The 21,158-nt window shown below is 69.2% G+C and carries 13 protein-coding genes and 2 tRNA genes; 11 read left to right on the top strand and 4 right to left on the bottom strand.

The window, feature by feature from the left end:
* Positions 1–176 precede the first annotated feature (176 nt).
* The 3 genes from GC157_14425 (at position 177) to GC157_14415 (ending at position 6,765) form a co-directional block, all read left to right on the top strand.
* Positions 177–4,949 (top strand): N-6 DNA methylase, encoded by a 4,773-nt coding sequence (locus GC157_14425; GenBank protein ID MBI1378655.1) that lies wholly within the window; start codon positions 177–179, stop codon positions 4,947–4,949.
* A gap of 246 nt (positions 4,950–5,195) precedes the next feature.
* A complete protein-coding gene (locus GC157_14420) occupies positions 5,196–5,885 on the top strand; it encodes a hypothetical protein (GenBank protein ID MBI1378654.1) in 690 nt (229 codons plus the stop codon).
* A 13-nt stretch (positions 5,886–5,898) separates the two neighbouring features.
* Complete coding sequence (locus tag GC157_14415; GenBank protein MBI1378653.1) at positions 5,899–6,765, top strand: DUF3037 domain-containing protein; 867 nt, start codon at positions 5,899–5,901, stop codon at positions 6,763–6,765.
* Positions 6,766–7,051: 286 nt separating this feature from the next.
* Here GC157_14415 and GC157_14410 read toward each other — a convergent pair whose 3' ends face one another.
* A complete protein-coding gene (locus GC157_14410; GenBank protein ID MBI1378652.1) occupies positions 7,052–8,521 on the bottom strand; it encodes a tyrosine-type recombinase/integrase in 1,470 nt (489 codons plus the stop codon).
* 82 nt (positions 8,522–8,603) lie between these two features.
* A tRNA-Gly gene (locus GC157_14405) sits at positions 8,604–8,677 on the bottom strand.
* A gap of 103 nt (positions 8,678–8,780) precedes the next feature.
* Here GC157_14405 and GC157_14400 point away from each other — a divergent pair.
* The 6 genes from GC157_14400 to clpX all read left to right on the top strand — a co-directional run bounded on the left by GC157_14400 (position 8,781) and on the right by clpX (position 15,093).
* Positions 8,781–8,853: transfer RNA gene (locus tag GC157_14400), tRNA-Pro, on the top strand.
* Positions 8,813–10,336 (top strand): trigger factor, encoded by a 1,524-nt coding sequence (locus GC157_14395; protein MBI1378651.1) that lies wholly within the window; start codon positions 8,813–8,815, stop codon positions 10,334–10,336. Before GC157_14400 ends, GC157_14395 begins: the two co-directional genes overlap by 41 nt.
* Positions 10,337–10,415: 79 nt before the next feature.
* On the top strand, positions 10,416–11,123 hold the full coding sequence (locus tag GC157_14390; protein MBI1378650.1) for an ATP-dependent Clp protease proteolytic subunit: 708 nt from the start codon (positions 10,416–10,418) through the stop codon (positions 11,121–11,123).
* Positions 11,124–11,142: 19 nt separating this feature from the next.
* On the top strand, positions 11,143–11,805 hold the full coding sequence (locus GC157_14385; protein ID MBI1378649.1) for an ATP-dependent Clp protease proteolytic subunit: 663 nt from the start codon (positions 11,143–11,145) through the stop codon (positions 11,803–11,805).
* A gap of 158 nt (positions 11,806–11,963) precedes the next feature.
* Positions 11,964–13,565, top strand: coding sequence for an amino acid permease (locus tag GC157_14380; protein MBI1378648.1), 1,602 nt, complete (start codon positions 11,964–11,966; stop codon positions 13,563–13,565).
* Positions 13,566–13,815: 250 nt separating this feature from the next.
* Positions 13,816–15,093, top strand: a complete 1,278-nt coding sequence (clpX, locus tag GC157_14375; GenBank protein ID MBI1378647.1) for an ATP-dependent Clp protease ATP-binding subunit ClpX — start codon at positions 13,816–13,818, stop codon at positions 15,091–15,093.
* 19 nt (positions 15,094–15,112) lie between these two features.
* On the opposite strand, the gene GC157_14370 is transcribed toward clpX, so the two are convergent.
* Together GC157_14370 and valS are read right to left on the bottom strand one after the other, a co-directional pair.
* The gene (locus GC157_14370) at positions 15,113–16,360 is read right to left on the bottom strand and encodes a hypothetical protein (protein MBI1378646.1); all 1,248 of its coding nucleotides are present in this window, start codon (positions 16,358–16,360) and stop codon (positions 15,113–15,115) included.
* 100 nt (positions 16,361–16,460) lie between these two features.
* Positions 16,461–19,037 (bottom strand): valine--tRNA ligase, encoded by a 2,577-nt coding sequence (gene valS, locus GC157_14365; GenBank protein MBI1378645.1) that lies wholly within the window; start codon positions 19,035–19,037, stop codon positions 16,461–16,463.
* A 186-nt stretch (positions 19,038–19,223) separates the two neighbouring features.
* Between valS and GC157_14360 the strand changes: the two genes are divergently transcribed.
* Positions 19,224–20,762: a dihydrofolate synthase gene (locus tag GC157_14360; protein MBI1378644.1), complete on the top strand. Its 1,539-nt coding sequence runs from the start codon at positions 19,224–19,226 to the stop codon at positions 20,760–20,762.
* A complete protein-coding gene (locus GC157_14355; GenBank protein MBI1378643.1) occupies positions 20,759–21,145 on the top strand; it encodes a DUF4233 domain-containing protein in 387 nt (128 codons plus the stop codon). Before GC157_14360 ends, GC157_14355 begins: the two co-directional genes overlap by 4 nt.
* Positions 21,146–21,158: the final 13 nt, after the last annotated feature.

Genomic DNA, 21,158 nt, shown 5'->3' with positions numbered 1-21,158 from the left:
CTACCGCCTCCGCGACCACCACGCACGGGCCGACCAACTCCGCCGCACCACCACCGGGACCCGTCAACCACTACAGTGACCGACGCCGCAAGGTGGGGAATTTCGGTGAGCACAACCGGGGAAATTCAGAGAGCGCCATCAACGAGCGTGACAAGGGCGACAAGTTCGAGCGGCTAATGCTCGAGTTCTTCCGGACCGACGTGCAGTGGTCGGAACGGTTTTCGGACGTCTGGTTGTGGATGGAATGGCCAGATCGTCGCGGCCGGCCCGACACTGGCGTCGATCTGGTCGCGGTGGAGCGCGAATCTGGCGACTCGGTGGCGATCCAGTGCAAGTTCTATGACCCTGCCTCGACCATCTACAAGGAGCACATCGACTCGTTCCTGTCCGAGTCGGGGAAACGCCCGTTCGCGCAGCGACTGATCGTCACCACGACCGATCGGTGGGGCCGAAACGCGGAAGCGGCCATCGAGAACCAACAGATACCCGTGCAGCGGCTGCGGTTCATGGACCTGGCCGAGTCCTCGATCGACTGGACTCAGTTCGACCTGTCCACGCCCGACGTGATGGAGCTCAAGGAGCGCAAGCAGCTCCGCCCACATCAGCAGGTCGCGCTGGAGAATGTCCGGGCTGGCCTGGGGGAAGCAGACCGCGGGAAGCTCATCATGGCCTGCGGAACGGGGAAGACGTTCACATCGCTGCGGATCGCCGAGGACCTCGTCGGGGTCGGAGGGAGGGTGCTGTTCCTGGTCCCGTCCATTTCGTTGCTGTCCCAGTCCCTGCGCGAGTGGTCGCTGGAGGCTGAGCTCGAGCTGAGGCCGTTCGCCGTCTGCTCCGACACCAAGATCGGAAAGCGGACTCGGGCGCAGGAAGACGAGGACATCTCGGTCGTCGACCTCGCGCTGCCCTCCACCACAGACCCGGACAGACTCCACGCTCACCTGTCGAACGTCGAGGGCGGGGAGGGGAGGCTCACGGTCGTCTTCTCCACCTACCAGTCTCTCAGCGTGGTTGCGGCAGCCCAAGCTCGTGGCCTCGAGGACTTCGACTTGATCATCTGCGACGAGGCCCACCGCACCACCGGGGCTACCCTCGCCGGCGAGGACGAGTCCGCCTTCGTACGCGTGCACGACAACAACTTCATCAAGGCGGCCAAACGTCTCTACATGACGGCCACCCCGCGTATCTACGACGACACCTCCAAGGCCAAGGCCGGCCAGGCACAAGCGGTCATTGCCTCGATGGACGACGACACCCTCTACGGCCCCGAGCTCCACCGCCTCGGATTCGGGGAGGCAGTCACCCGAGGGCTGCTTACCGACTACAAAGTCCTTGTCCTTGCAGTCGATGAGAAGGAGGTCGCCAAGACCTTTCAGATTCAACTGGCAGACGAGAACTCCGAACTCCGACTCGACGACGTCGCGAAGATCGTCGGGTGCTGGAACGGGCTGGCCAAGCGCGGCCATGCGGAATCAGGCTTCGGCGAGGACATCGCGCCGATGACGCGCGCTGTCGCCTTCGCCGGTTCGATCGCCAAGTCCAAGCAGTTCGCTGAGATGTTTCGTGAGGTGACCGCGGAGTACCTCGCTGCCCACGAGCGCGATGAGGAAGTCGCTGACGCGCCTCCGCTCGCGTGCGAGGTCGAGCATGTAGACGGCACGTACAACGTCCTCCTCCGAAACGAGCGCCTGGATTGGCTCAAGGCGGAGACCGAGCCAGGGACCTGCCGCATCCTGTCCAATGCTCGATGCCTGTCCGAGGGTGTCGACGTGCCGGCGCTCGACTCTGTCATGTTCCTCAACCCTCGCAAGTCCGTCGTCGACGTCGTTCAGTCCGTGGGTCGTGTCATGCGCCGCGCCCCGGGGAAGCACTATGGCTACATCATCTTGCCGATCGGAATCCCCGCCGGTATGACACCAGAGGAAGCCCTCAGGGACAACACCAAGTACCAAGTCGTGTGGGAGGTTCTCCAGGCCCTTCGGGCCCACGACGAGCGCTTCAACGCCATGGTCAACAAGATCGAGCTCAATCGAACCCGCGACGACCGGATCCAGATCATCGGAGTTGGAGGGGGAGCAGGCGACTCCGACGGGACATCCACCGCGACAGCCGTACAGGGCGTCCTCAACCTCCAGTGGCTCGACGAGTGGCGCGACGCGATCTACGCCAAGATCGTCACCAAGGTTGGAGACCGTCGGTATTGGGAGGACTGGGCCCAGGACATCGCCGCCATTGCAGAGGCCCATCGCACGCGCATTGCCGCACTCCTTGCCGACCCGACCACGGGCGTGCAGGCCAAGTTCGATGAGTTCCTGATGGGCCTGCGCGGAAACCTCAACGAGTCGATTACGCCGGACGATGCCGTCGATATGCTGGCGCAGCATCTCATTACTCGGCCAGTCTTCGACGCCCTGTTCGAGGGGCACTCCTTCGCCGAGAACAACCCTGTCTCCCAGGTGATGCAGGCGATGCTCGAGGCCCTCGACGCCCACAACCTGGACCGCGAGAACGACACCCTCGATCGCTTCTATCAGTCTGTGCGCATCCGAGCCGAGGGCATCGACAACGCTGAGGGCAAGCAGCGCATCATCAGCGACCTCTACGAGAAGTTCTTCAAGATTGCCTTCCCGCGTACGGCAGCTTCCCTGGGAATTGTCTACACGCCTGTTGAAGTGGTCGACTTCATCCTGCGCTCTGTTGAGCACCTCTTAAGGTCTGAGTTCGGCGTGTCGATCTCAGACTCGGGTGTGCACGTGTTGGACCCTTTCACGGGCACCGGGACATTCGTCGTCAGGCTGCTGGAGTCCGGCATTATTCAGCCCCACGACGTGGCCCGAAAGTACGCGAAAGAGATCCACGCGAACGAGATCCTGCTTCTCGCGTACTACATCGCAGCCATCAACATCGAAGCGACTTACCATGCGCTCGGAGAACCAGATGAGTCCGGACCCAGCTACGAGCCGTTCGGGGGCATAGTTCTCACAGACACATTTCAGATGACCGAGGTGGGGGATACGCTGGACACGCAGGTCTTCCCGACTAACAACGAGCGTGCCGCGCGCCAACTTGACCTCGACATACGAGTCATTGTCGGCAATCCGCCGTGGTCAGTCGGTCAGTCCAGTCAGAACGACGACAACGCCAACCTCAAGTACGAGAGTCTTGACGCGGCGATCGAGAGCACTTACGCCGCTCGATCGTCAGCCGGCCTGAAGCGCAATTTGTACGACTCCTACATCCGCGGGATACGTTGGGCCTCAGATCGAATCGCGTCTGCCGGGATCGTCGGATTCGTAACCAACGGCGGCTTCCTCGATGCCCGATCGACTGACGGTCTGCGCTTGTCGCTTGCGGGAGAGTTCGCCTCCATCTACGTATTCAACCTCCGCGGCAACCAACGCACCGTGGGCGAGATGTCGAAGCGAGAAGGTGGCAAGATCTTCGGTTCCGGGTCGAGAAGCTCAGTCGCGATCACGTTGCTCGTCAAGCGGCCCGAGCACGTCGGGCCAGCGACCATTCGGTATTTCGACATCGGTGAGTACCTGAGCCGGGAACAGAAGCTTGCGATCGTCGATCGTTCGGACATCTCGCAGATGGACTGGGCCGAGATCGAGCCGAATGCTGCGGGAGACTGGATCAACCAGCGCGGGGCCAGCTACGCGTCGCTCCTGTCGCTGGCGCCCGAGAAGGGCCCCGCAGGTGCTAGAGGGGTGTTCAAGACTTCCGGACCGGGCATCTCTACGAGCCGGGATGCTTGGGTCTATGGGTTCAGCTCTAGCGAGGTTGAACGACTGGGACGCGAGACCACGAAAGCGTTTAACGAGGCCGTGGCCGAGGTCGGTGAAGCGCTCAGAGACGGACGCACGATCGAGGAGGCAGTCAAAGAGGTCGCGGCACGCTTCGCATCACGAATCTCGTGGTCAGCTGGGCTTCTGAAGCGACTCGAACGCCGTGCATCCATACCCGCGGGCACCCGAGCAACGGTCCCGGCGGCTTATCGACCGTTCTGCGCACAGCGACTCCTACTTGCGCCGGAGTTGATCGAACGGCCCGGGTGGGCTGGGTCCGACGCGATGTCCGGGGGCGAACGCGAAAACCCAACCATGGTCGTCATGGGTACCAGTGCGAGCGAACCGTTTAGCGTGTTGATGACGCGGCGTCCTCCGAACTTCCACTTCATGAACTCCGGAACCGCCTTCCCTCGTTGGCGCTACGAGGCAGCGCCGCCCAGCGACGGGCTTCAAGCCGGCTTCGATCTCAGCGAAGACGGCATAGCCGCTGCCGTCCGATTGGACAACATCGCCGAGAGCAGCCTGGCACGTTTCCGCAGCTTGTACGGAGCGCAGGTTGACGGTGATGCGGTCTTCGCCTATGTGTATGGCGTTCTGCACTCCCCGAGTTACCGGGAGACGTTCGCGGATGACCTCAAGAAGGTGGCGCCGCGCATCCCCCTGGTCACGAAGGATCAGTTCGTTGCCTTCGTCAACGCGGGCCAGCGGCTGCTCAAGCTTCACGGAGACTACGAACAGGCAGAACCGTTTCCTCTCGAGGTGAGCGGGTCAGCCGGAGCATCGGTCGGTGAGGCGGCTGCTTTCGACTGGTATCGCGTCGAGAAGATGCGTCACCCCAAGCGGGGGAGGGACATCGACCGATCGGTGATCCTCTACAACTCGCGCATCACGGTGAGTGGTATCCCTCTGACGGCTCAGGACTATCTGTTGGGCTCACGTTCAGCGATCGCGTGGGTCATGGAGCGATACCAAGTCAAGAGGGACAAGGCGTTCGGCATCGTCCAGGACCCGAATGAGTGGTCACGCGAGGTCGGTAACCCGCGCTACATCCTCGATCTCCTGGCTCGAGTTACTACGATCAGCCTAGAAAGCCTCCGCATCATGTCCGACTTGCCCGTCCTCGAGTTCGAGAGCGTCGGCACGGAGGACGCCACGTGAGTTGGCTCTGGCTCTCGAACTAGGACATCAGCGGCGGCCGGCGGGAGCCTGGGAACGTAGAGGAGTGAGACCGTGGCGTCTAGCGCGCATGAGACGACTGGCGAGGTGGGCGGATCTAAGGTCGACCGGGCTACAGCCGTCGGGGCGACACCGCTCACCCGGGAGGATTGGATCGCCAACGTAAGTCGCGCCGATGGCGCACCAGTTGTAGTCGCGACCACGGTGATCGCAGGCCCGACCCCCACGATGAGCCGCGCGTTCAAGGTCGGGTGCGACGACGACCAGGAGTATTGGATCAAGACTCTGGAGGGAGTGGACCCCAGCCAGCGGGCGTCGTTGGTGCTGGAGCAGGTCGTCGGTCGAGTGGGCCTGCTTCTCGGCGTAGCGGTCGTGCCTCCCCACCTAGTGCGGATTCCCGTGGGGATGGACTTCCCGGAGCTTGGGAACGGTCGTGCGGTTCTGCCGGGAGTTGCTCACGCATCAGTGAGCTTCTCCTCCGTGGTGGAGAAGAAGGCAGTCCCGGATCATCGAGGTGATGATGACAACAAGCGGAGGCACGCGGGGATCTTCGCCCTCGCTGATCTCGCGCGTGGGAGTGATCCGCAGTACCTGTACGACACCAGCGCTGACAACTCGATCTTCAGCCACGATCACGGCTTGTACGCGTGCAACACGGGTCAACTCGACGTCCAGGCCATGGTCGCGAGCGTCGATCAGCCAGGTATGTCGTGTGGAGATCCAGTTGGGCTGGACACCGCCGAGCTGGAACGCCTAGCGGACAGGCTAGGTTCGATAGCAGAATCGGAGATCGCCCCAATCTTGAACTTGGTTCCATCGGATTGGCCCGTGAGCGACGAGCAGTTGGGCACTCTTGGATGGTTTCTGTTCGAGCGCGCAGCCAATGTGGCTGTGCGCCTTCGGGGTCTGATGCCGTGAGGAGGGTCGCAACATGAGGCCACATCAGTACTCGGTGATCAGTTGCTACCCCAACCCCTCAACTGGCGAGCGCATGAACCTAGGTGTCATTGCCGGCAGTCCGACCAGCGGCGAGTGGGGACTGCGTCTCTTGAAGGACCAGCGCCGAGTGGCCAGGTTCGCCGGCGCCAACGCGCTCGGTGCATGCCTGGGTGTGGTCGCGGAGCTCACCGAGCAGGTAGCGGCGAACGATGAAGCCCTGGAATCTGGCATGGAGTCGCCGCTCGGTCCCACGTGGCTTAGCGCCCTTTCCGCTGACTACAACAACTTGGTCCAGTTCAGCCAGCCAACCTCAGTTATGGCTGACTCGTTGGAGGAGGCGCTTGATCGGGCATTTCGCTTCCGTCTCGAGGAACCGCGACGGCGTGAAGCGTCAGAGGGCTGGCTCACAAGGAACACTCTGAAGGCCGCTCAGAGGGAGGCTTTGTCCGAGGTCCCTCCGGGGATCTTGCGAGAAGGTTCCGAGCTGCTGGTGGGCGCCAGCGTCAGCAGCCGTCTTGACTTCGCGGTAGCAAATGGTCATGCAGTTCTGCTCACGCACGGCTGGTCGTTCTTGGTGGGTGGGGTCGCAGACGTCGGTACCCAAGTGAAGGCATGGGCCTACGCAATCGAGAGGTTACGCGGCAGCGAGCCTGCTCGGCTGCTGAACTCTGACGGCTCCCTGTCCCAGGTCCCCGGAGACATACGGCTGGCAGTACTCATGTCGGGCGCGGATACCGGCGAGCAGCGGGATGTCCGGGAGGAGTCACTTCAAGTCCTGTCGGAGATCAACGCGGAAGTCGTCGCGTTCGGTGACGAGACGCGGTTGACGGAACTCGCGCATGAGTTGCTGAATGCCTGACGTACCGCGCAGGTCATGGTCATCAACGTCAACCACAGTGACGGGTGGACGCGGGGACGGGCTTCCGTTTTCAGCGCACTAAGCACGGTGTGGCGGATAGAGGTGGGGGGGCTCCGATACCGACTTCGCTTCCCGATCCTCCGATTCCCGACAGTTCCGACGAGTTCGATTCCCGCTGCCGAGATCTCTGACCTGCTGCAGCGAGGCGAATGTTGACGCCACCGTCTGCCGACGTTGACGCGTGGCGCTCTACAACTGCGAACGGGTGTACCAGGCTCATCGGCTCTCAGGACGTCCGCAGTCCGACAGTGGCCCGGTCGTCTATCAGCCTGCCCAGGCCTACTGCTAGTTGGGTGTCGGCTGCGGCGGCGGTGTGCTGGTAGATCAGGGCGGCTCGGGCGGTGGAGTGTCCGCCTCGGTCCATGAGGTTTCGGACGGTGACTCCGGGCACGGATGCTGCGAGCGTGAGTCCGGTGTGGCGCAGTGTGTGCCAGGTGATTGCTGGGAGTCCGGCTCGGGTGCGTGCTGCCACGATGATGGCCGAGCGGCGCGAGCGCCCGATGGGTGCCCCGTCCTGGGTGTGGAAGAGCAGGCTGTCGGGGTCGTCCCCGGAGCCGGAAGCGGCGTGGGCGGCGAGCAGCTCGCCGATGCTCCCCGGGATCGCGATTTCTCGTTGGCCGGCCCCGGTCTTGGTGGGCCCGAAGGCGATGGGTTCACCGGGTAGCTCGAGCAGCGATCGCTCGACGCGGATGTGCGAGACGCGTCCGGGCTCGGCGTATCGCAGATGGCGGTGCGCGAGGGCGAACGTCTCGCCCCCGCGAAGCCCTGCGAACGTGGTGACAATCGCAGCGACCCGGTACGGGTCGGGCATGGCATTGGCGAGCGCGAACACCACCTCCACTGAGACGACGTCGATGCTCGTTCTTGCCGCCCCGCCCGACGCCGACCTCGACCTGGCTCGCCCCTTCGTCCCAGGGCGCATCCGCACGGGGTGCTCAGCGAGGTAGCCCTCCTCGACTGCCGCCGTGCACACGGCCGACAGGGCGGTCCTTGCTTGCTCGAACTGCCTGTCGCCTGTGGACCGCGCCACGCCGGCCCGGCTCGGCTGTTCTGGACGTCCGGCGTCGTGCCATGCGGCCAGCACGTCGGCCGGGAGGCGCCCAGTCTGCGGGACGTCGAGGCCCTGCCGCTGCGCCCAGGACCGCGCCGGGTGCCCCCGGCGGCGCGAGTCCGCAGCCCCGTTGGCGCGCTCGAGATGCGCCTTCGCGTGGGAGTGGGCCGTGGTTGCCGCGGCCGCCTCCCACTTGGCGACGGTCTCGCGCCGGATCCGGCCGACGGGAACCCGGCCGAGTTCGATCCCACCCACGTCGGGGAGCACGAGACGATCGAGCTGGCGTCGATAGAGCGCGACGGTCCGCGGGCTCAACAGGGCGTCACGCGCGGCCCTCGCCAGCCACGCGTCGGCGTAGACCGCCAACGTGGGGGAATCCCCTGGGGCCGACGGGCGCCACACGCCACCGGCCACGGCCGTGTGTAGCTTTGCCCGGGCCTCCTCGGCGGCGGCCTTGGTGCGGAAGACACCACCCGATCTGCGTCGCCCGTCCGGTCCCGGGTAGCGCAATCTCCAGCCCCCGCCAGGCATCGCGGTGATCGACCCCCAGGTGTCACGGGTCGGCTTCGGCTTGCGCGGTTGCGGCATGAGGCCCCCAACGCCCTCGGAACGCTCGTTGTGACGAGTATGCCGCGCTACGGACATCTAGGGACAGAGGAGACGCGTTTATCGTGAGTCCGTTCTCGCGCCTGCGTCAAAGATTCCTTTGACTGCAACGCTTCTTGCGTGGAGCGGGTGACCGGGATCGAACCGGCATGGCCAGCTTGGAAGGCTGGGGCTCTGCCATTGAGCTACACCCGCGGGGCCCCTGGCGGGCCGCGGCACATGATCCCACAGGCGGGCCGGCGCCCCGGCTCCGCGGTCGGCGGCCCCTCGCCGTTCCACTAGACTTCCGGCGGCGCCGCGGGGCGTAGCGTAGTGGCTAGCGCGCCTGCTTTGGGGGCAGGAGATCGGGAGTTCGAGTCTCCCCGCCCCGACCGGATCGGGGTCCTCCGACCCCGGACCTCGGCCCTCGACCCCGCGGTCGGTGGCCACGCGCCGGTGACCGTCCGCGGTCACGCCCACCCGCCCGTCAGGCCAGCACCCACCGCTGAGCCGGCAGCCGAACCAGGAGCACCGATCCACGTGAAGAGCGCCGTCGAGACCCTGTCGCCCAGCCGGGTGAAGCTCACCGTCGAGGTTCCGTTCGAGGAGCTCAAGCCCGCACTCGACGCCGCCTACAAGCGGATCGCCGACCAGATCACCGTGCCGGGCTTCCGCAAGGGCAAGGTCCCCAACCGGATCATCGACCAGCGCATCGGCCGGGCCGCGGTGCTCGACGAGGCGATCAACGACGCCATCAACCTCAACCTCGACTCCGCGCTGCGCGAGAACGACATCAAGCTGCTCGGCCGTCCCGAGGTCGACGTCACCGCGTTCGAGGACGCCAAGCCGCTCGAGTTCACCGCCGAGATGGACGTCGTCCCGGAGTTCGAGCTGCCGTCGTACGACTCGATCGAGGTCGTCGTCGACCCCAGCGAGGTCACCGACGACGACGTCGCCACGCAGCTCGACGCGCTGCGCAGCCGCTTCGGCAGCCTCACCACCGTGGAGCGCGCGGCGACCACCGGCGACGTCCTGCTCTTCGACATCTCCGGCGAGACCGACGGCGAGGCGGTCGAGGACCTCGAGGCCAAGGCCCTGTCCTACGAGCTCGGCACCGACGGCATGCTCCCGGGGTTCGACGAGGCGCTCGAGGGCGTGTCCGCGGGCGAGACGCGCACCTTCGCCTTCACCCCGGAGACGGGGGAGTACGAGGGCCGCGACATCACCGTCACCGTCGTGGTGAGCGGCGTCCGCGAGCGGGTGCTGCCGACGGCCGACGACGACTTCGCCCAGCTGGCCAGCGAGTTCGACACCATCGACGAGCTGCGTGCCGACCTGCGCGAGCGCGTCGGGCGGGTGAAGCTGCTCGAGCAGGCCTACGCCGCGCGGGAGAAGGTGGCCGAGGCGCTGCTGGCCGCCACCGAGATCGCGCTCCCTGAGGGCGTCATCACCCAGCAGGTCGAGGACCACTTCGCCGACGGCCACGGCGACGACGCCCACCGCACCGAGGTGGAGACCCAGACCCGCGACTCGCTCAAGAGCCAGCTGGTGCTCGACCGCATCGCCGAGACCGAGCAGCTGTCGGTGTCGGAGGCCGAGCTGTCGTCCTGGCTGGTGCAGCAGGCTCCGCGCTACGGCATGTCGCCCGACCAGTTCGCGCAGGAGCTCGTCAGCTCCGGGCAGGTCCCGGCTGCCGTGGCCGAGGTGCGTCGCGCCAAGGCGCTCGCGCACGTGCTCGAGCACGCGCGCGTCACGGACACGACCGGGGCCGTCGTGGACCTCTCCTCGCTCGACGCCGACGAGGTCCCGGTGGCCGAGGACGGCCACGACCACGAGGGTCACGACCACGACCACGAGGGCCACGACCACGAGTGACCCCAGCGTCCGTCCGCGCCCCGCCGTGCGGGGCCGGCGGACGGCTTTCACGCCTACGGCGAACACCCCCGTGCCCGGGATGGCACGGGGGTGTTCTGTGGTTAGGGTCGAGACCGCGAGACCGGAGGACCACCACCGGCTCGACGCCGACGAGGACTGCAGGAGGATCACCGTGAGCGGTACCTGGACCGATCGAGGGCCCGGCGCCGGAGTGACCGGCTACACCGACTCGATCAAGGAGCGGCTGCTGCGCGAGCGGATCATCTTCCTCGAGGGCGAGGTCCGCGACGAGATGGCCAACGAGATCGTCCGCCAGCTCCTGCTGCTCTCCGCGGAGGACCCGGAGAAGGACATCTTCCTCTACGTGAACTCGCCGGGCGGCAGCGTCTCGGCGGGCATGGCCATCTACGACACGATGCAGTTCGTCCCGAACGATGTCGCGACGCTCGGCCTCGGGATGTGCGCCTCGATGGGGCAGTTCCTGCTCACTGCGGGCGCCTCCGGCAAGCGCTACGCGCTCAAGCACGCGCGCGTCATGATGCACCAGCCGCTCGGCGGCCTCGGCGGCGTCCAGTCGCTCGTGCAGAAGCAGGCCGAGCAGATGCTCATCATCAAGAAGCAGATGGCCGAGCTCATCGCCCAGCACACCGGACAGCCCGTCGAGCGCATCGTCGAGGACTCCGAGTGGGAGAAGTGGTTCTCCGCCGAGGAGGCCAAGGACTACGGAATCGTCGACCACGTCGTGACGTCCGCCCAGGGCGTCACCGGCGGCGGCGGCACGGCCTGACGAGGAGACGGCGTACCCCATGAACGAGATCCTGACCCCGCGCAGCGGCATCACGGCCGGCTGGTCCGCGCCGTCCGCGCGCTACGTGCTGCCCCAGTTCACCGAGCGCACCACCCAGGGCACCAAGACCTGGGACCCGTACTCGAAGCTGTTCGAGGAGCGCATCATCTTCCTCGGCGTCCAGATCGACGACGCGAGCGCCGACGACGTGATGGCGCAGCTGCTCTGCCTCGAGTCCATGGACCCGGACCGCGACATCAGCATCTACATCAACTCGCCCGGCGGCAGCTACACCGCCATGACGGCGATCTACGACACCATGCAGTTCGTCAAGCCCGACATCACCACCGTGTGCCTCGGGCAGGCGGCGTCGGCAGCTGCCGTGCTGCTGGCCTCCGGCACGCCGGGCAAGCGCTACGCCCTGCCGCACGCGCGCGTGCTGATCCACCAGCCCTACACCGAGGGCGGCGGCCAGGGCAGCGACATCGAGATCCAGGCCAACGAGCTGCTGCGCATGCGCACCGAGATGGAGCAGATCCTCGCCCGCCACACCGGCCGCGACGTGGACCAGATCCAGAAGGACATCGAGCGCGACAAGATCCTCGCGGCCACCGACGCGGTGGAGTACGGGATCGTCGACTCGGTGATCCCGTCGCGCAAGGCGTCCGCCACCGCCTCCTGACACGCAGTCACGAAGGCCCGCCCGTACCGGGCGGGCCTTCGTGCGTCCCGGGACGTCGGCGCGACACGCCGGGAACGTCCTCGACTTCCGCCCCGGCAGGAGGACCATCGCGCCGTCAGGCGACGGATGGGCCGTCGCCCGCGAGAGTCGAGGTCGACATGACCGAGGACACCACCGGGGTCCCGGACGCGTTCCTGGACGAGGACGCGCGTCTGCGAAGCCTGGGCTACACGCCGCAGCTGAACCGCGTGCTGGGGTTCTTCTCGAACTTCAGCGTCGCGTTCACCTACCTGTCGCCCATGGTGGGCATCTACTCGCTCTTCGTGCTCGGTCTGGGCACGGGCGGGCCGGCGTACATCTGGCTGACCCTCATCCCGATGATCGGGATGCTGTTCGTAGCGCTCGTGTTCGGCGAGCTCGCCAGCCACTACCCCGTGGCGGGCGCGCTGTACCAGTACTCCAAGTTCTCCGTCGGGCCGAAGTACGGCTGGTTCGTGGGCTGGTTCTACGGGGTCGCGCTGCTCGTGACCGTGGCCGCGGTCGACACCGGCGTCGTGCCCTACGTCGCCAGCCTCGTCAACAACTGGTTCGGGACGAGCATCGACCCCACGGACCACCTCACGATCCTGCTCATCACCACCGCGCTGCTCGCCATCCAGACCACGCTCAACATCACGGGCGCCACGGTCATGGGGCTCATCGCCCGCCTCGGCGTCTACGTCGAGGTCATCGGCACGCTGGGCATCGCGGTGATCCTCGCGATCAGCGGCTTCCACCACGGGTTCGACTGGCTGTTCACCACGCAGGGAGTGCAGGACGCGGCGACGAACCCGCTGGGCCTGGACTTCGGCGGCAGCTGGCTGGCCGCGGGACTCATCGCGGTGCTCGCACCCGTCTACATCTTCTACGGGTTCGAGTCCGCGGGGGACATCGCCGAGGAGACCGTGGACGCGGGTCGCCAGGTGCCGCGCGCCATGCGTCTCGCGCTGATCTGGGGCGGCATCGCGGCCCTCGTCCTCACCGCAGCGCTGCTGCTCGCGATGCCCGAGGGCGCGGACTCCGTGTCGCAGACCGTCGAGGGCGGTGTGCCGTTCGTCCTCTCCGAGCTCCCGGCCTGGGTGCAGGACCTGCTGCTCGTGGTCATCATCATCGCCTTCTTCTCCTGCGGCTCGTCGGTGCAGGGCGCGGGCAGCCGGCTCGCGTTCTCCTACGCGCGCGACCGCGCGATCCCCGGGTCGCGCTGGCTGTCCCGGGTGCACCCGCGGTGCGGCACCCCCACCAACGCGCTGGTCGCCGGCGCGATCGTCTCGTTCCTGTTCGTGCTGCTCGTGTTCCCGTCCCCGACCGAGGACGTGAGCATCGGCTTCATCACCTACCCCGCCAACGTCAACGGACTGGTCGCGCTCGTGTCCTTCGGCGTCAGCGGCATCTACCTGTCCTTCTTCCTCACCGTGATCGCGGCGATCGTGGCGAGGGCGCGCGGGTGGATCCCGGAGGGGCACTTCCGGCTCGGCCGCTGGGGCTGGCCGGTGGCCATCATCGGTGCGGCGTACCTCGGCCTCATGCTGCTCAACGTCGTGCTCCCGAGCGGGCTCGCCAGCCCGAGGGCGTACTTCAACCTCGACTGGATCACGCTGGTCGTCATGGCCGTGATCACGCTCGTCGGCGGCCTGTACTTCGTGCTGGCACGGCCCGACCGCGGGGTGCGCGAGCACCTGCACGACGAGGTCGAGGCGAGCGGCGCGGAGCGCCACGACTGACCGGTCCGGCAGAGGGGTAAAGGCTCGGTCAAGGATCGTCGCGACCGGCCCTGAACCACGTCTGACCAGGCACGACGCCGGTCCCGCAGCACGCGGGGCCGGCGTTGCGCTGTCGGCGTAACGTCAGGACCCGGCGTGTCACTGCGCGCCCTTCCGCGGCCGCTGCGGGGTACCGTCTAGACGCACGGTCGCGAGCAGGCGCGGCCGACGGCCGCCATGCCGCACGGCATGCCGACGAGAGGACGACCACGTGGCGCGAGTGGGAGACGGCGGCGACCTGCTCAAGTGCTCGTTCTGCGGCAAGAGCCAGAAGCAGGTCAAGAAGCTCATCGCGGGCCCCGGGGTCTACATCTGCGACGAGTGCATCGACCTGTGCAACGAGATCATCGAGGAAGAGCTCAGCGAGTCCAGCGACCTGCAGTTCGACGAGCTGCCCAAGCCGCGCGAGATCTACGACTTCCTCGACAAGTACGTCATCGGGCAGGACGCCGCGAAGAAGGCGCTCTCGGTCGCCGTCTACAACCACTACAAGCGGGTGCAGGCGGGGGGCAGCGGTCGCGGCGACGAGGCGGTCGAGCTCGCCAAGTCCAACATCCTGCTGCTCGGTCCCACCGGCTCGGGCAAGACGCTGCTGGCCCAGACGCTCGCGCGCATGCTCAACGTGCCGTTCGCCATCGCCGACGCGACCGCGCTCACCGAGGCCGGCTACGTCGGCGAGGACGTCGAGAACATCCTGCTCAAGCTGATCCAGGCGGCCGACTACGACGTCAAGAAGGCCGAGACCGGGATCATCTACATCGACGAGATCGACAAGGTCGCCCGCAAGAGCGAGAACCCGTCGATCACGCGCGACGTCTCCGGCGAGGGCGTGCAGCAGGCGCTGCTGAAGATCCTCGAGGGCGCCACCGCGTCGGTGCCGCCGCAGGGCGGGCGCAAGCACCCGCACCAGGAGTTCATCCAGATCGACACCACCAACGTGCTGTTCATCGTGGGCGGCGCCTTCGCCGGGCTCGACAAGATCATCGAGCAGCGCATCGGCCGCAAGGCCCTCGGCTTCACCGCCTCGATGGACAACAGCGACACCAACCCGGGCAACGTGTTCAGCCGCGTGATGCCCGAGGACATGCTCAAGTTCGGCATGATCCCCGAGTTCATCGGCCGCCTGCCCGTGTTCACCTCGGTCACGGCGCTCGACCGCGACGCGCTCGTGAAGGTGCTCACCGAGCCGCGCAACGCCCTCGTGCGCCAGTACCAGCGGCTCTTCGAGCTCGACAGTGTCGAGCTCGAGTTCACGCCGGACGCGCTCGAGGCCGTGGCCGACCAGGCCATCCTGCGCGGCACGGGCGCCCGCGGGCTGCGGGCGATCATGGAGGAGGTCCTGCTCTCCGTGATGTACGACGTGCCCAGCCGCGACGACGTGGCGCGCGTGGTCATCACGGCCGAGGTGGTCCTCGACAACGTGCTCCCCACCCTGGTGCCGCGCGACGCGGCCCCCTCGCGGCGCGAGCGTCGCGAGAAGAGCGCCTGACCCGCGCGCGCGGGCGGCGTCAGGATCCGTTCTCGACGCCCTGCCGGATCGCCACGGCGGTGAGGGCGCCGTCCTTGGCCGACGCCGGGTGCAGCACCGTCACGGCGCCGAACGACGTGCCGTCGGCCCAGAAGCACACGGTGGCCGGCGCCGCCGACACCGTCGCGGTGCCGCAGCTCATCTGACCGGCGAGCCCGCCCGTCGTGGGCACCACGGCGAGGTCGGTCACCGGGTGGCCGGACGCCGTGGCGAAGCCGGCGAACGCCGAGTCGATGACCGCCGCCGGGGCGGTCACCGTGGCGGGCCACGCGATGACGGTGGCGCCGGGGACGCCCTTGGCCCCGTAGACGGCCGACACCGGCGTGCCGAGCCCGGTGAGCGTGGTCGACGCCGCCGTCGTCTGCAGCACCGTCGCCGGCGCCCCGGTGAGCCGCGCCAGGCCCGCGACGCTCGCGGGGGCAGCGAGCGGCGCGGCCTGCGGGGCCGCCGGCTGCGCGGGCTGCGAGCGGGGGGCCACGGGGGCCGGCTCGGCGGACCCGGTGAGCAGCCCGGGGTAGACGAAGGCGGCCACCGCGGCGAGCACCGCGACGGCACCGAGCGCCACGAGGAGCACGAGGGTGCGCCGCGAGCGCTCCGGCGCCCCGGCGTCCGGCCCGGCCGCCTCGCCCGGCACGACGTCCTCCGTCTGCCCCGGGTCGGCGGCCTGCGGCACGGGGGCGGGCTCGGCCGCCGCTGACGGGGCCGCGGGCGGCGCGGCGAGGACGGGGGCGGCGACCGGCGGGGCCGGCACGGCCACCGGCTGGTCGGTGGCGGCTGCGACGGGCGCGGGGTTGGCGACGGGGGCGAGCACGGGAGCCGGCCCCTCGAGCGGGGCCAGCGCCGGCACCGGTGCGTCGAGGACGCCGGGCGCGGCGGGGCCGGGGGCCGGCCAGGCCAGCGGGGCGGGGGCCGCGGCGGAGGGGGCGCCGACCGGCGCCGGCGCGACCGGTGCGACGGGTGCCGGCGACGGCGGGGCGGCGTAGGCCGTGGGGGGTGCCGTGGGGGCCTCGAACTGGGCGCTCTGCTGCTCCATCACGGAGACGGCGCCGGCCCCGACGAGGACCGCGGCCGGTTCGGGCGCCGGGTGCGGTCGGGGGTCGGGCTCCGGGTCGGGCTCGGGCTCGGTGGTGCCGAGTCCGGTCCAGTCCGGGAGCGGGACCCCGGGCAGGATCGTGGCCGCGCTCTGCGACGCCTCCACGTACTCGTGCACCTCGTGCCTGCGGCCCACGCCGATCACCTCGCTGCTCCGCGGGCAGCACCGGACGCCGCTCCGCCTCCTACGAGGGATCGACCCGGCCGGACACGCACTTGAGCGCGCCGGCGGGCGGTCAGCCGTCCGCCGCGGCCAGGGTGACCGCCACGGCGAGCGGGCCGTCGTCGGACTCGAGGAACGACAGCTCCGCCACGACGCCGGCGGCCGCGAGGTCGTCGGCCGCGGCCCGGGTGCGGGCCACCGCCACGGCCGCACCGGACACCACGGCGGCGGCGATCGGCGTCCTCATCGACACCTTCGCCTCGCTCTTGGCCTTGCGCAGCGCCGAGAGCACCACGGCGACGTCGGCGACGAGGTCCGGGTCGCCGCCCTGCGCCTCGAGCTCGTCGCGGGTCGGCCAGGCCGCGCGGTGCACGCTGCCCTCCTGCCACCAGCTCCAGACCTCCTCGGTCACGAACGGGAGCACGGGGGCGAACAGGCGCAGCAGCACCGAGAGCGACACCGCCAGAGTGGCGCGCGCGGACTCCGCGGCCTCGGGGCCGCGGGTGCCGTAGGCGCGGTCCTTCACCAGCTCGAGGTAGTCGTCGCAGAAGGCCCAGAAGAAGGCCTCGGTCAGCTCGAGCGCGCGGGCGTAGTTGTAGTCGTCGAAGGCCGCGGTCGCGTCGTCGACCACCTGGGCGAGCGCCGCGAGCATCGCGAGGTCGAGCGGCTCGGTGACGACGGACAGGTCCGCGGGCACGGTGGAGCTCTGCGCCAGCACGAAGCGGCTCGCGTTGAGCAGCTTGATGGCCAGCCGGCGGCCGACCTTCATCTGCCCCTCGTCGTAGGCGGTGTCCGTGCCCGGTCGCCCGGAGGCCGCCCAGTACCGCACCGCGTCCGCGCCGTACTGGTCGAGCAGGCCGGTCGGGGTGATCACGTTCCCCTTGGACTTGCTCATCTTCTTGCCGTCGCCGTTGTCAATGATCCAGCCGCTGATCGCGGCGTGCTTCCACGGCAGGACGTCGTCCTCGAGGTGGGCGCGCACCACCGACGAGAACAGCCAGGTGCGGATGATCTCGTGCGCCTGAGGGCGGAGGTCGAAGGGCCACAGGCGCTTCCAGAGGTCCTCGTCGGTCTCCCAGCCGCCGGCGATCTGCGGGGACAGGGACGACGTGGCCCAGGTGTCCATGATGTCGGGGTCGCCCATGAAGCCGCCGGGCACGCCGCGCTGGTCCTCGGTGTAGCCCTCCGGCACGTCGCTGCTGGGGTCGATCGGCAGCTGCGACTCCTGCGGCAGCAGCGGGTCGTCGTACTCCGGCGTCCCGCTGGCGTCGAGGCGGTACCAGACCGGCACGGGCACGCCGAAGAAGCGCTGGCGCGAGATGAGCCAGTCGCCGTTGAGGCCCTCCACCCACGAGGTGTAGCGGGCCTGCATGTACGACGGGTGCCACTGGAGCTCGGCGCCGCGCTCGACGAGGCGCTGACGCAGGTCCGCGTCGCGGCCGCCGTTGCGGATGTACCACTGCCGCGTGGTGACGATCTCGAGCGGGCGCTCGCCCTTCTCGTAGAACTTCACCTGCTGCACCGTGGGGCGCGGCTCGCCGTCCACGTAGCCGGCCTCGGTCAGCGCCGCCACCATGCGCTCCTTGGCGGTGAACGGCGTGGCGCCGGCGATGGCGGCGTAGGTCTCCCGACCGAGCTCGGTGGCGAGCCAGTCCGGCGTCTCGGGGAGCACGCGGCCGTCCCACCCGATGATCGGGCGCGTGGGCAGCTGGAGCTCGCGCCACCACGTGACGTCCGTGGTGTCGCCGAACGTGCAGATCATCGCGATGCCCGAGCCCTTCTCGGGATCGGCCAGGCGGTGCGCCAGCACCGGCACCTCGACGTCGAACAGCGGGGTGCGCACGGTGGAGCCGAACAGCGGCTGGTAGCGCTCGTCGTCGGGGTGGGCCACCAGCGCGACGCACGCCGCGAGCAGCTCCGGGCGGGTCGTCTCGATGTGCACGCGCGAGCCGTCCGGCGCCGGGAAGCCGATGCGGTAGTAGGTGCCCTCGCGCGGACGGTCCTCGAGCTCAGCCTGGGCCACCGCGGTGCGGAAGGTCACGTCCCAGAGCGTCGGCGCCTCGGCCTGGTAAGCCTCGCCGCGGGCCAGGTTGCGCAGGAACGCGCGCTGCGACGCGGCGCGCGAGCGCGCGTCGATCGTCTGGTAGTTCTGGGTCCAGTCCACCGAGAGGCCGAGCTTGCGCCACAGCGCCTCGAAGGCCTTCTCGTCCTCGACCGTGAGCCGCTCGCACAGCTCGACGAAGTTGCGACGGGCGATGGCCACCTGGTTCTTCGGGTCCGGCTTGGCCGGCGGCTCGAAGCCCGGGTCGTAGGGGAGCGACGGGTCGCAGCGCACGCCGAAGTAGTTCTGCACCCGGCGCTCGGTGGGCAGGCCGTTGTCGTCCCAGCCCATCGGGTAGAAGACCTCGAGCCCGCGCATCCGCTGGTAGCGAGCGATGCAGTCGGTGTGCGTGTAGGAGAACACGTGCCCGACGTGCAGGGACCCGCTCACGGTCGGCGGAGGGGTGTCGATGGCGTAGATCTGCTCGCGGGTCCTGGACCGGTCGAAGCGGAAGGTGCCCTGCTCCTCCCATACCTGCGCCCAGCGGTCCTCGATGCCGTCGACGGTCGGCTTCTCGGGAACGCGCGTGCTGGGCGCCAGGGTGCTCATGCGCCCAATCCTAGGGACAGCCGGCGTGCGCCCCGAACCCGTTCCAGGGCCGGTCGCGCGGGGCCGGGCCGCCCGGCCGCCCGCGTAGGATCGCGCCTCGTGGATCCCGACGACGAGCGCGACCGCGACGAGGACCTCGCCGACGACGACGGGCCCGGTCGCACGGGGCTCGAGTACGGCGAGGCGATGTTCGACCGTCGTGAGGACGACGACGTCGAGGCCCCCCTCGAGGACCTGCTCGCCCCCCTGGCCGAGCACCGCGACCCGCTGTACGCCGACGACGACGCCGACGACGGGCTCGGCCCGGCCTACGACCGGCACGACGACGCGGACGACGCCGGCGAGGCGCCCCCGCTCGGCGAGGAGGAGGCCGAGAGCCTCCTGACCCGCTACCTCCACCTCGAGCGCGAGCTCACCGCCCGCTGGCCGGAGTCGCGGATCGAGCCCACCCTCGAGCGGGTCCGGGCGGTCACCGACCTGCTGGGCGAGCCGCAGGCGGCCATGCCGGTGATCCACCTGGCCGGCACCAACGGCAAGACGTCGGCGGCCCGCATGGTGGAGTCGCTGCTGCGCTCGTTCGGGCTGCGCACCGGCCTGTTCACCAGCCCGCACCTGCACAGCGTCCGGGAGCGCATCCGGATCGACGGCGAGGCCGTGGACATCGAGCGCTTCGTGCGCGTGCACGACGACGTGCGCCCCTACGTGGACCTCGTCGACGCGCGCAGCACCGCGGAGGGCGGCCCGGCGCTGTCGTTCTTCGAGGTGATGACCGTCCTGGCCTACGCCACCTTCGCCGACGCCCCGGTGGACGTCGCCGTCGTCGAGACCGGCATGGGCGGCACCTGGGACGCCACGAACGTGGCCGACGGCACGGTCGCGGTGATCACGCCGGTCTCCTACGACCACATGGACTACCTGGGGTCGGACCTGGCCGCCATCGCGGGGGAGAAGGCCGGGATCATCAAGCCCGGCGCGATGGTGGTGCTGTCCGCGCAGGAGCCGGAGGCGGCCGAGGTGCTGCTGCGCCGCGCGCTGGAGCAGGGCGCCACGGTCGCCCGCGAGGGCGTCGAGTTCGGCGTCGTCGACCGCACGCCGGCGGTGGGCGGCCAGCTGCTGAGCCTCCAGGGCCCGGCCGGGCGCTACGACGAGGTCTTCCTGCCGCTGTTCGGCGCGCACCAGGCGGCCAACGCCGCGGCCGCGATCGCCGCGGTGGAGGCGTTCCTCGGCGGCGGCGGCGAGCCGCTCAACGCGGACCTCGTGCGCGCCGGCTTCGCCGCCGTGGAGTCCCCGGGCCGGCTCGAGGTCGTGCGCCGGTCGCCCACCGTCGTCGTGGACGCCGCCCACAACCCGCACGGCGCCGCCGCCCTCGCGGCGGCGGTGTCGGACTCCTTCGACTTCACCGAGCTGGTGGGCGTGGTCGCCGTCCTGGCCGACAAGGACGCCCGCGGGCTGCTCGAGGCGCTCGAGCCGGTGCTGGCGCACGTGGTGGTCTCGCGCAGCTCCTCGCCCCGGGCGCTGGGCGTGGCCGATCTCGAGGCGCTGGCCACCGAGGTGTTCGGCGCCGACCGCGTGAGCTCGGCCCCGCGCCTGTCCGACGCGATCGAGCGGGCGGTGGCGCTCGCGGACGCCGCGGCCGCGGACCTCGGCGGCACGGGCGTGCTGGTGACCGGCTCCGTGGTGACCGCGGCCGAGGCCCGGGCGCTGCTGGGCCGGGCGGAGGCCTGAGGGTGAAGGTCCTGCCGCCGGCGGTGCTGGCGCTCGAGGCGGTCGTCGTCGCCCTGTCCGTGCCGGTGGCGCTCACCGCGGGCGGCCGCGGGGCGGCCGCGGGATGGGCGCTCGGCGCCCTCGCCCTGCTGCTCCTGCTCGCCGCGGGAGCAGCCCGCCGGCCCGCCGGCGTGGCGATCGGCTCGGTGCTGCAGCTCGTCGTGATCCTCGCCGGCCTGGTGCTGCCGGCCCTCGCCGTCGTCGGGCTGCTGTTCCTCGGCGTGTGGGTCACCGCGCTGGTCTTCGGCGCGAAGGCCGACCGTGCGGCGGCGGCGAACCGGGCCCGGGCGGCCGCCGACGGGGCGGGGCCGTCGGGCGCGGGGGCACCGGGGACCGACGGCTAGGATCACGGCGCCC

It is taken from the genome of Frankiales bacterium, from assembly GCA_016125335.1.
Lineage (GTDB): Bacteria > Actinomycetota > Actinomycetes > S36-B12 > CAIYMF01 > Longivirga.
The sequence above is the reverse complement of the archived record's forward strand: the minus strand, read 5'-3'. Positions and strand labels throughout refer to the sequence as shown.

Bases quoted from the DNA above. Each gene is read 5' to 3' on its own strand.
- GC157_14425 (MBI1378655.1), top strand. From the start codon at position 177: ATGCTCGAGTTCTTCCGGACCGACGTGCAGTGGTCGGAACGGTTTTCG.
- GC157_14420 (MBI1378654.1), top strand. From the start codon at position 5,196: ATGAGCCGCGCGTTCAAGGTCGGGTGCGACGACGACCAGGAGTATTGG.
- GC157_14415 (MBI1378653.1), top strand. From the start codon at position 5,899: ATGAGGCCACATCAGTACTCGGTGATCAGTTGCTACCCCAACCCCTCA.
- GC157_14410 (MBI1378652.1), bottom strand. From the start codon at position 8,521: ATGTCCGTAGCGCGGCATACTCGTCACAACGAGCGTTCCGAGGGCGTT.
- GC157_14390 (MBI1378650.1), top strand. From the start codon at position 10,416: ATGGCACGGGGGTGTTCTGTGGTTAGGGTCGAGACCGCGAGACCGGAG.
- GC157_14385 (MBI1378649.1), top strand. From the start codon at position 11,143: ATGAACGAGATCCTGACCCCGCGCAGCGGCATCACGGCCGGCTGGTCC.
- GC157_14380 (MBI1378648.1), top strand. From the start codon at position 11,964: ATGACCGAGGACACCACCGGGGTCCCGGACGCGTTCCTGGACGAGGAC.
- valS (MBI1378645.1), bottom strand. From the start codon at position 19,037: ATGAGCACCCTGGCGCCCAGCACGCGCGTTCCCGAGAAGCCGACCGTC.
- GC157_14360 (MBI1378644.1), top strand. From the start codon at position 19,224: ATGTTCGACCGTCGTGAGGACGACGACGTCGAGGCCCCCCTCGAGGAC.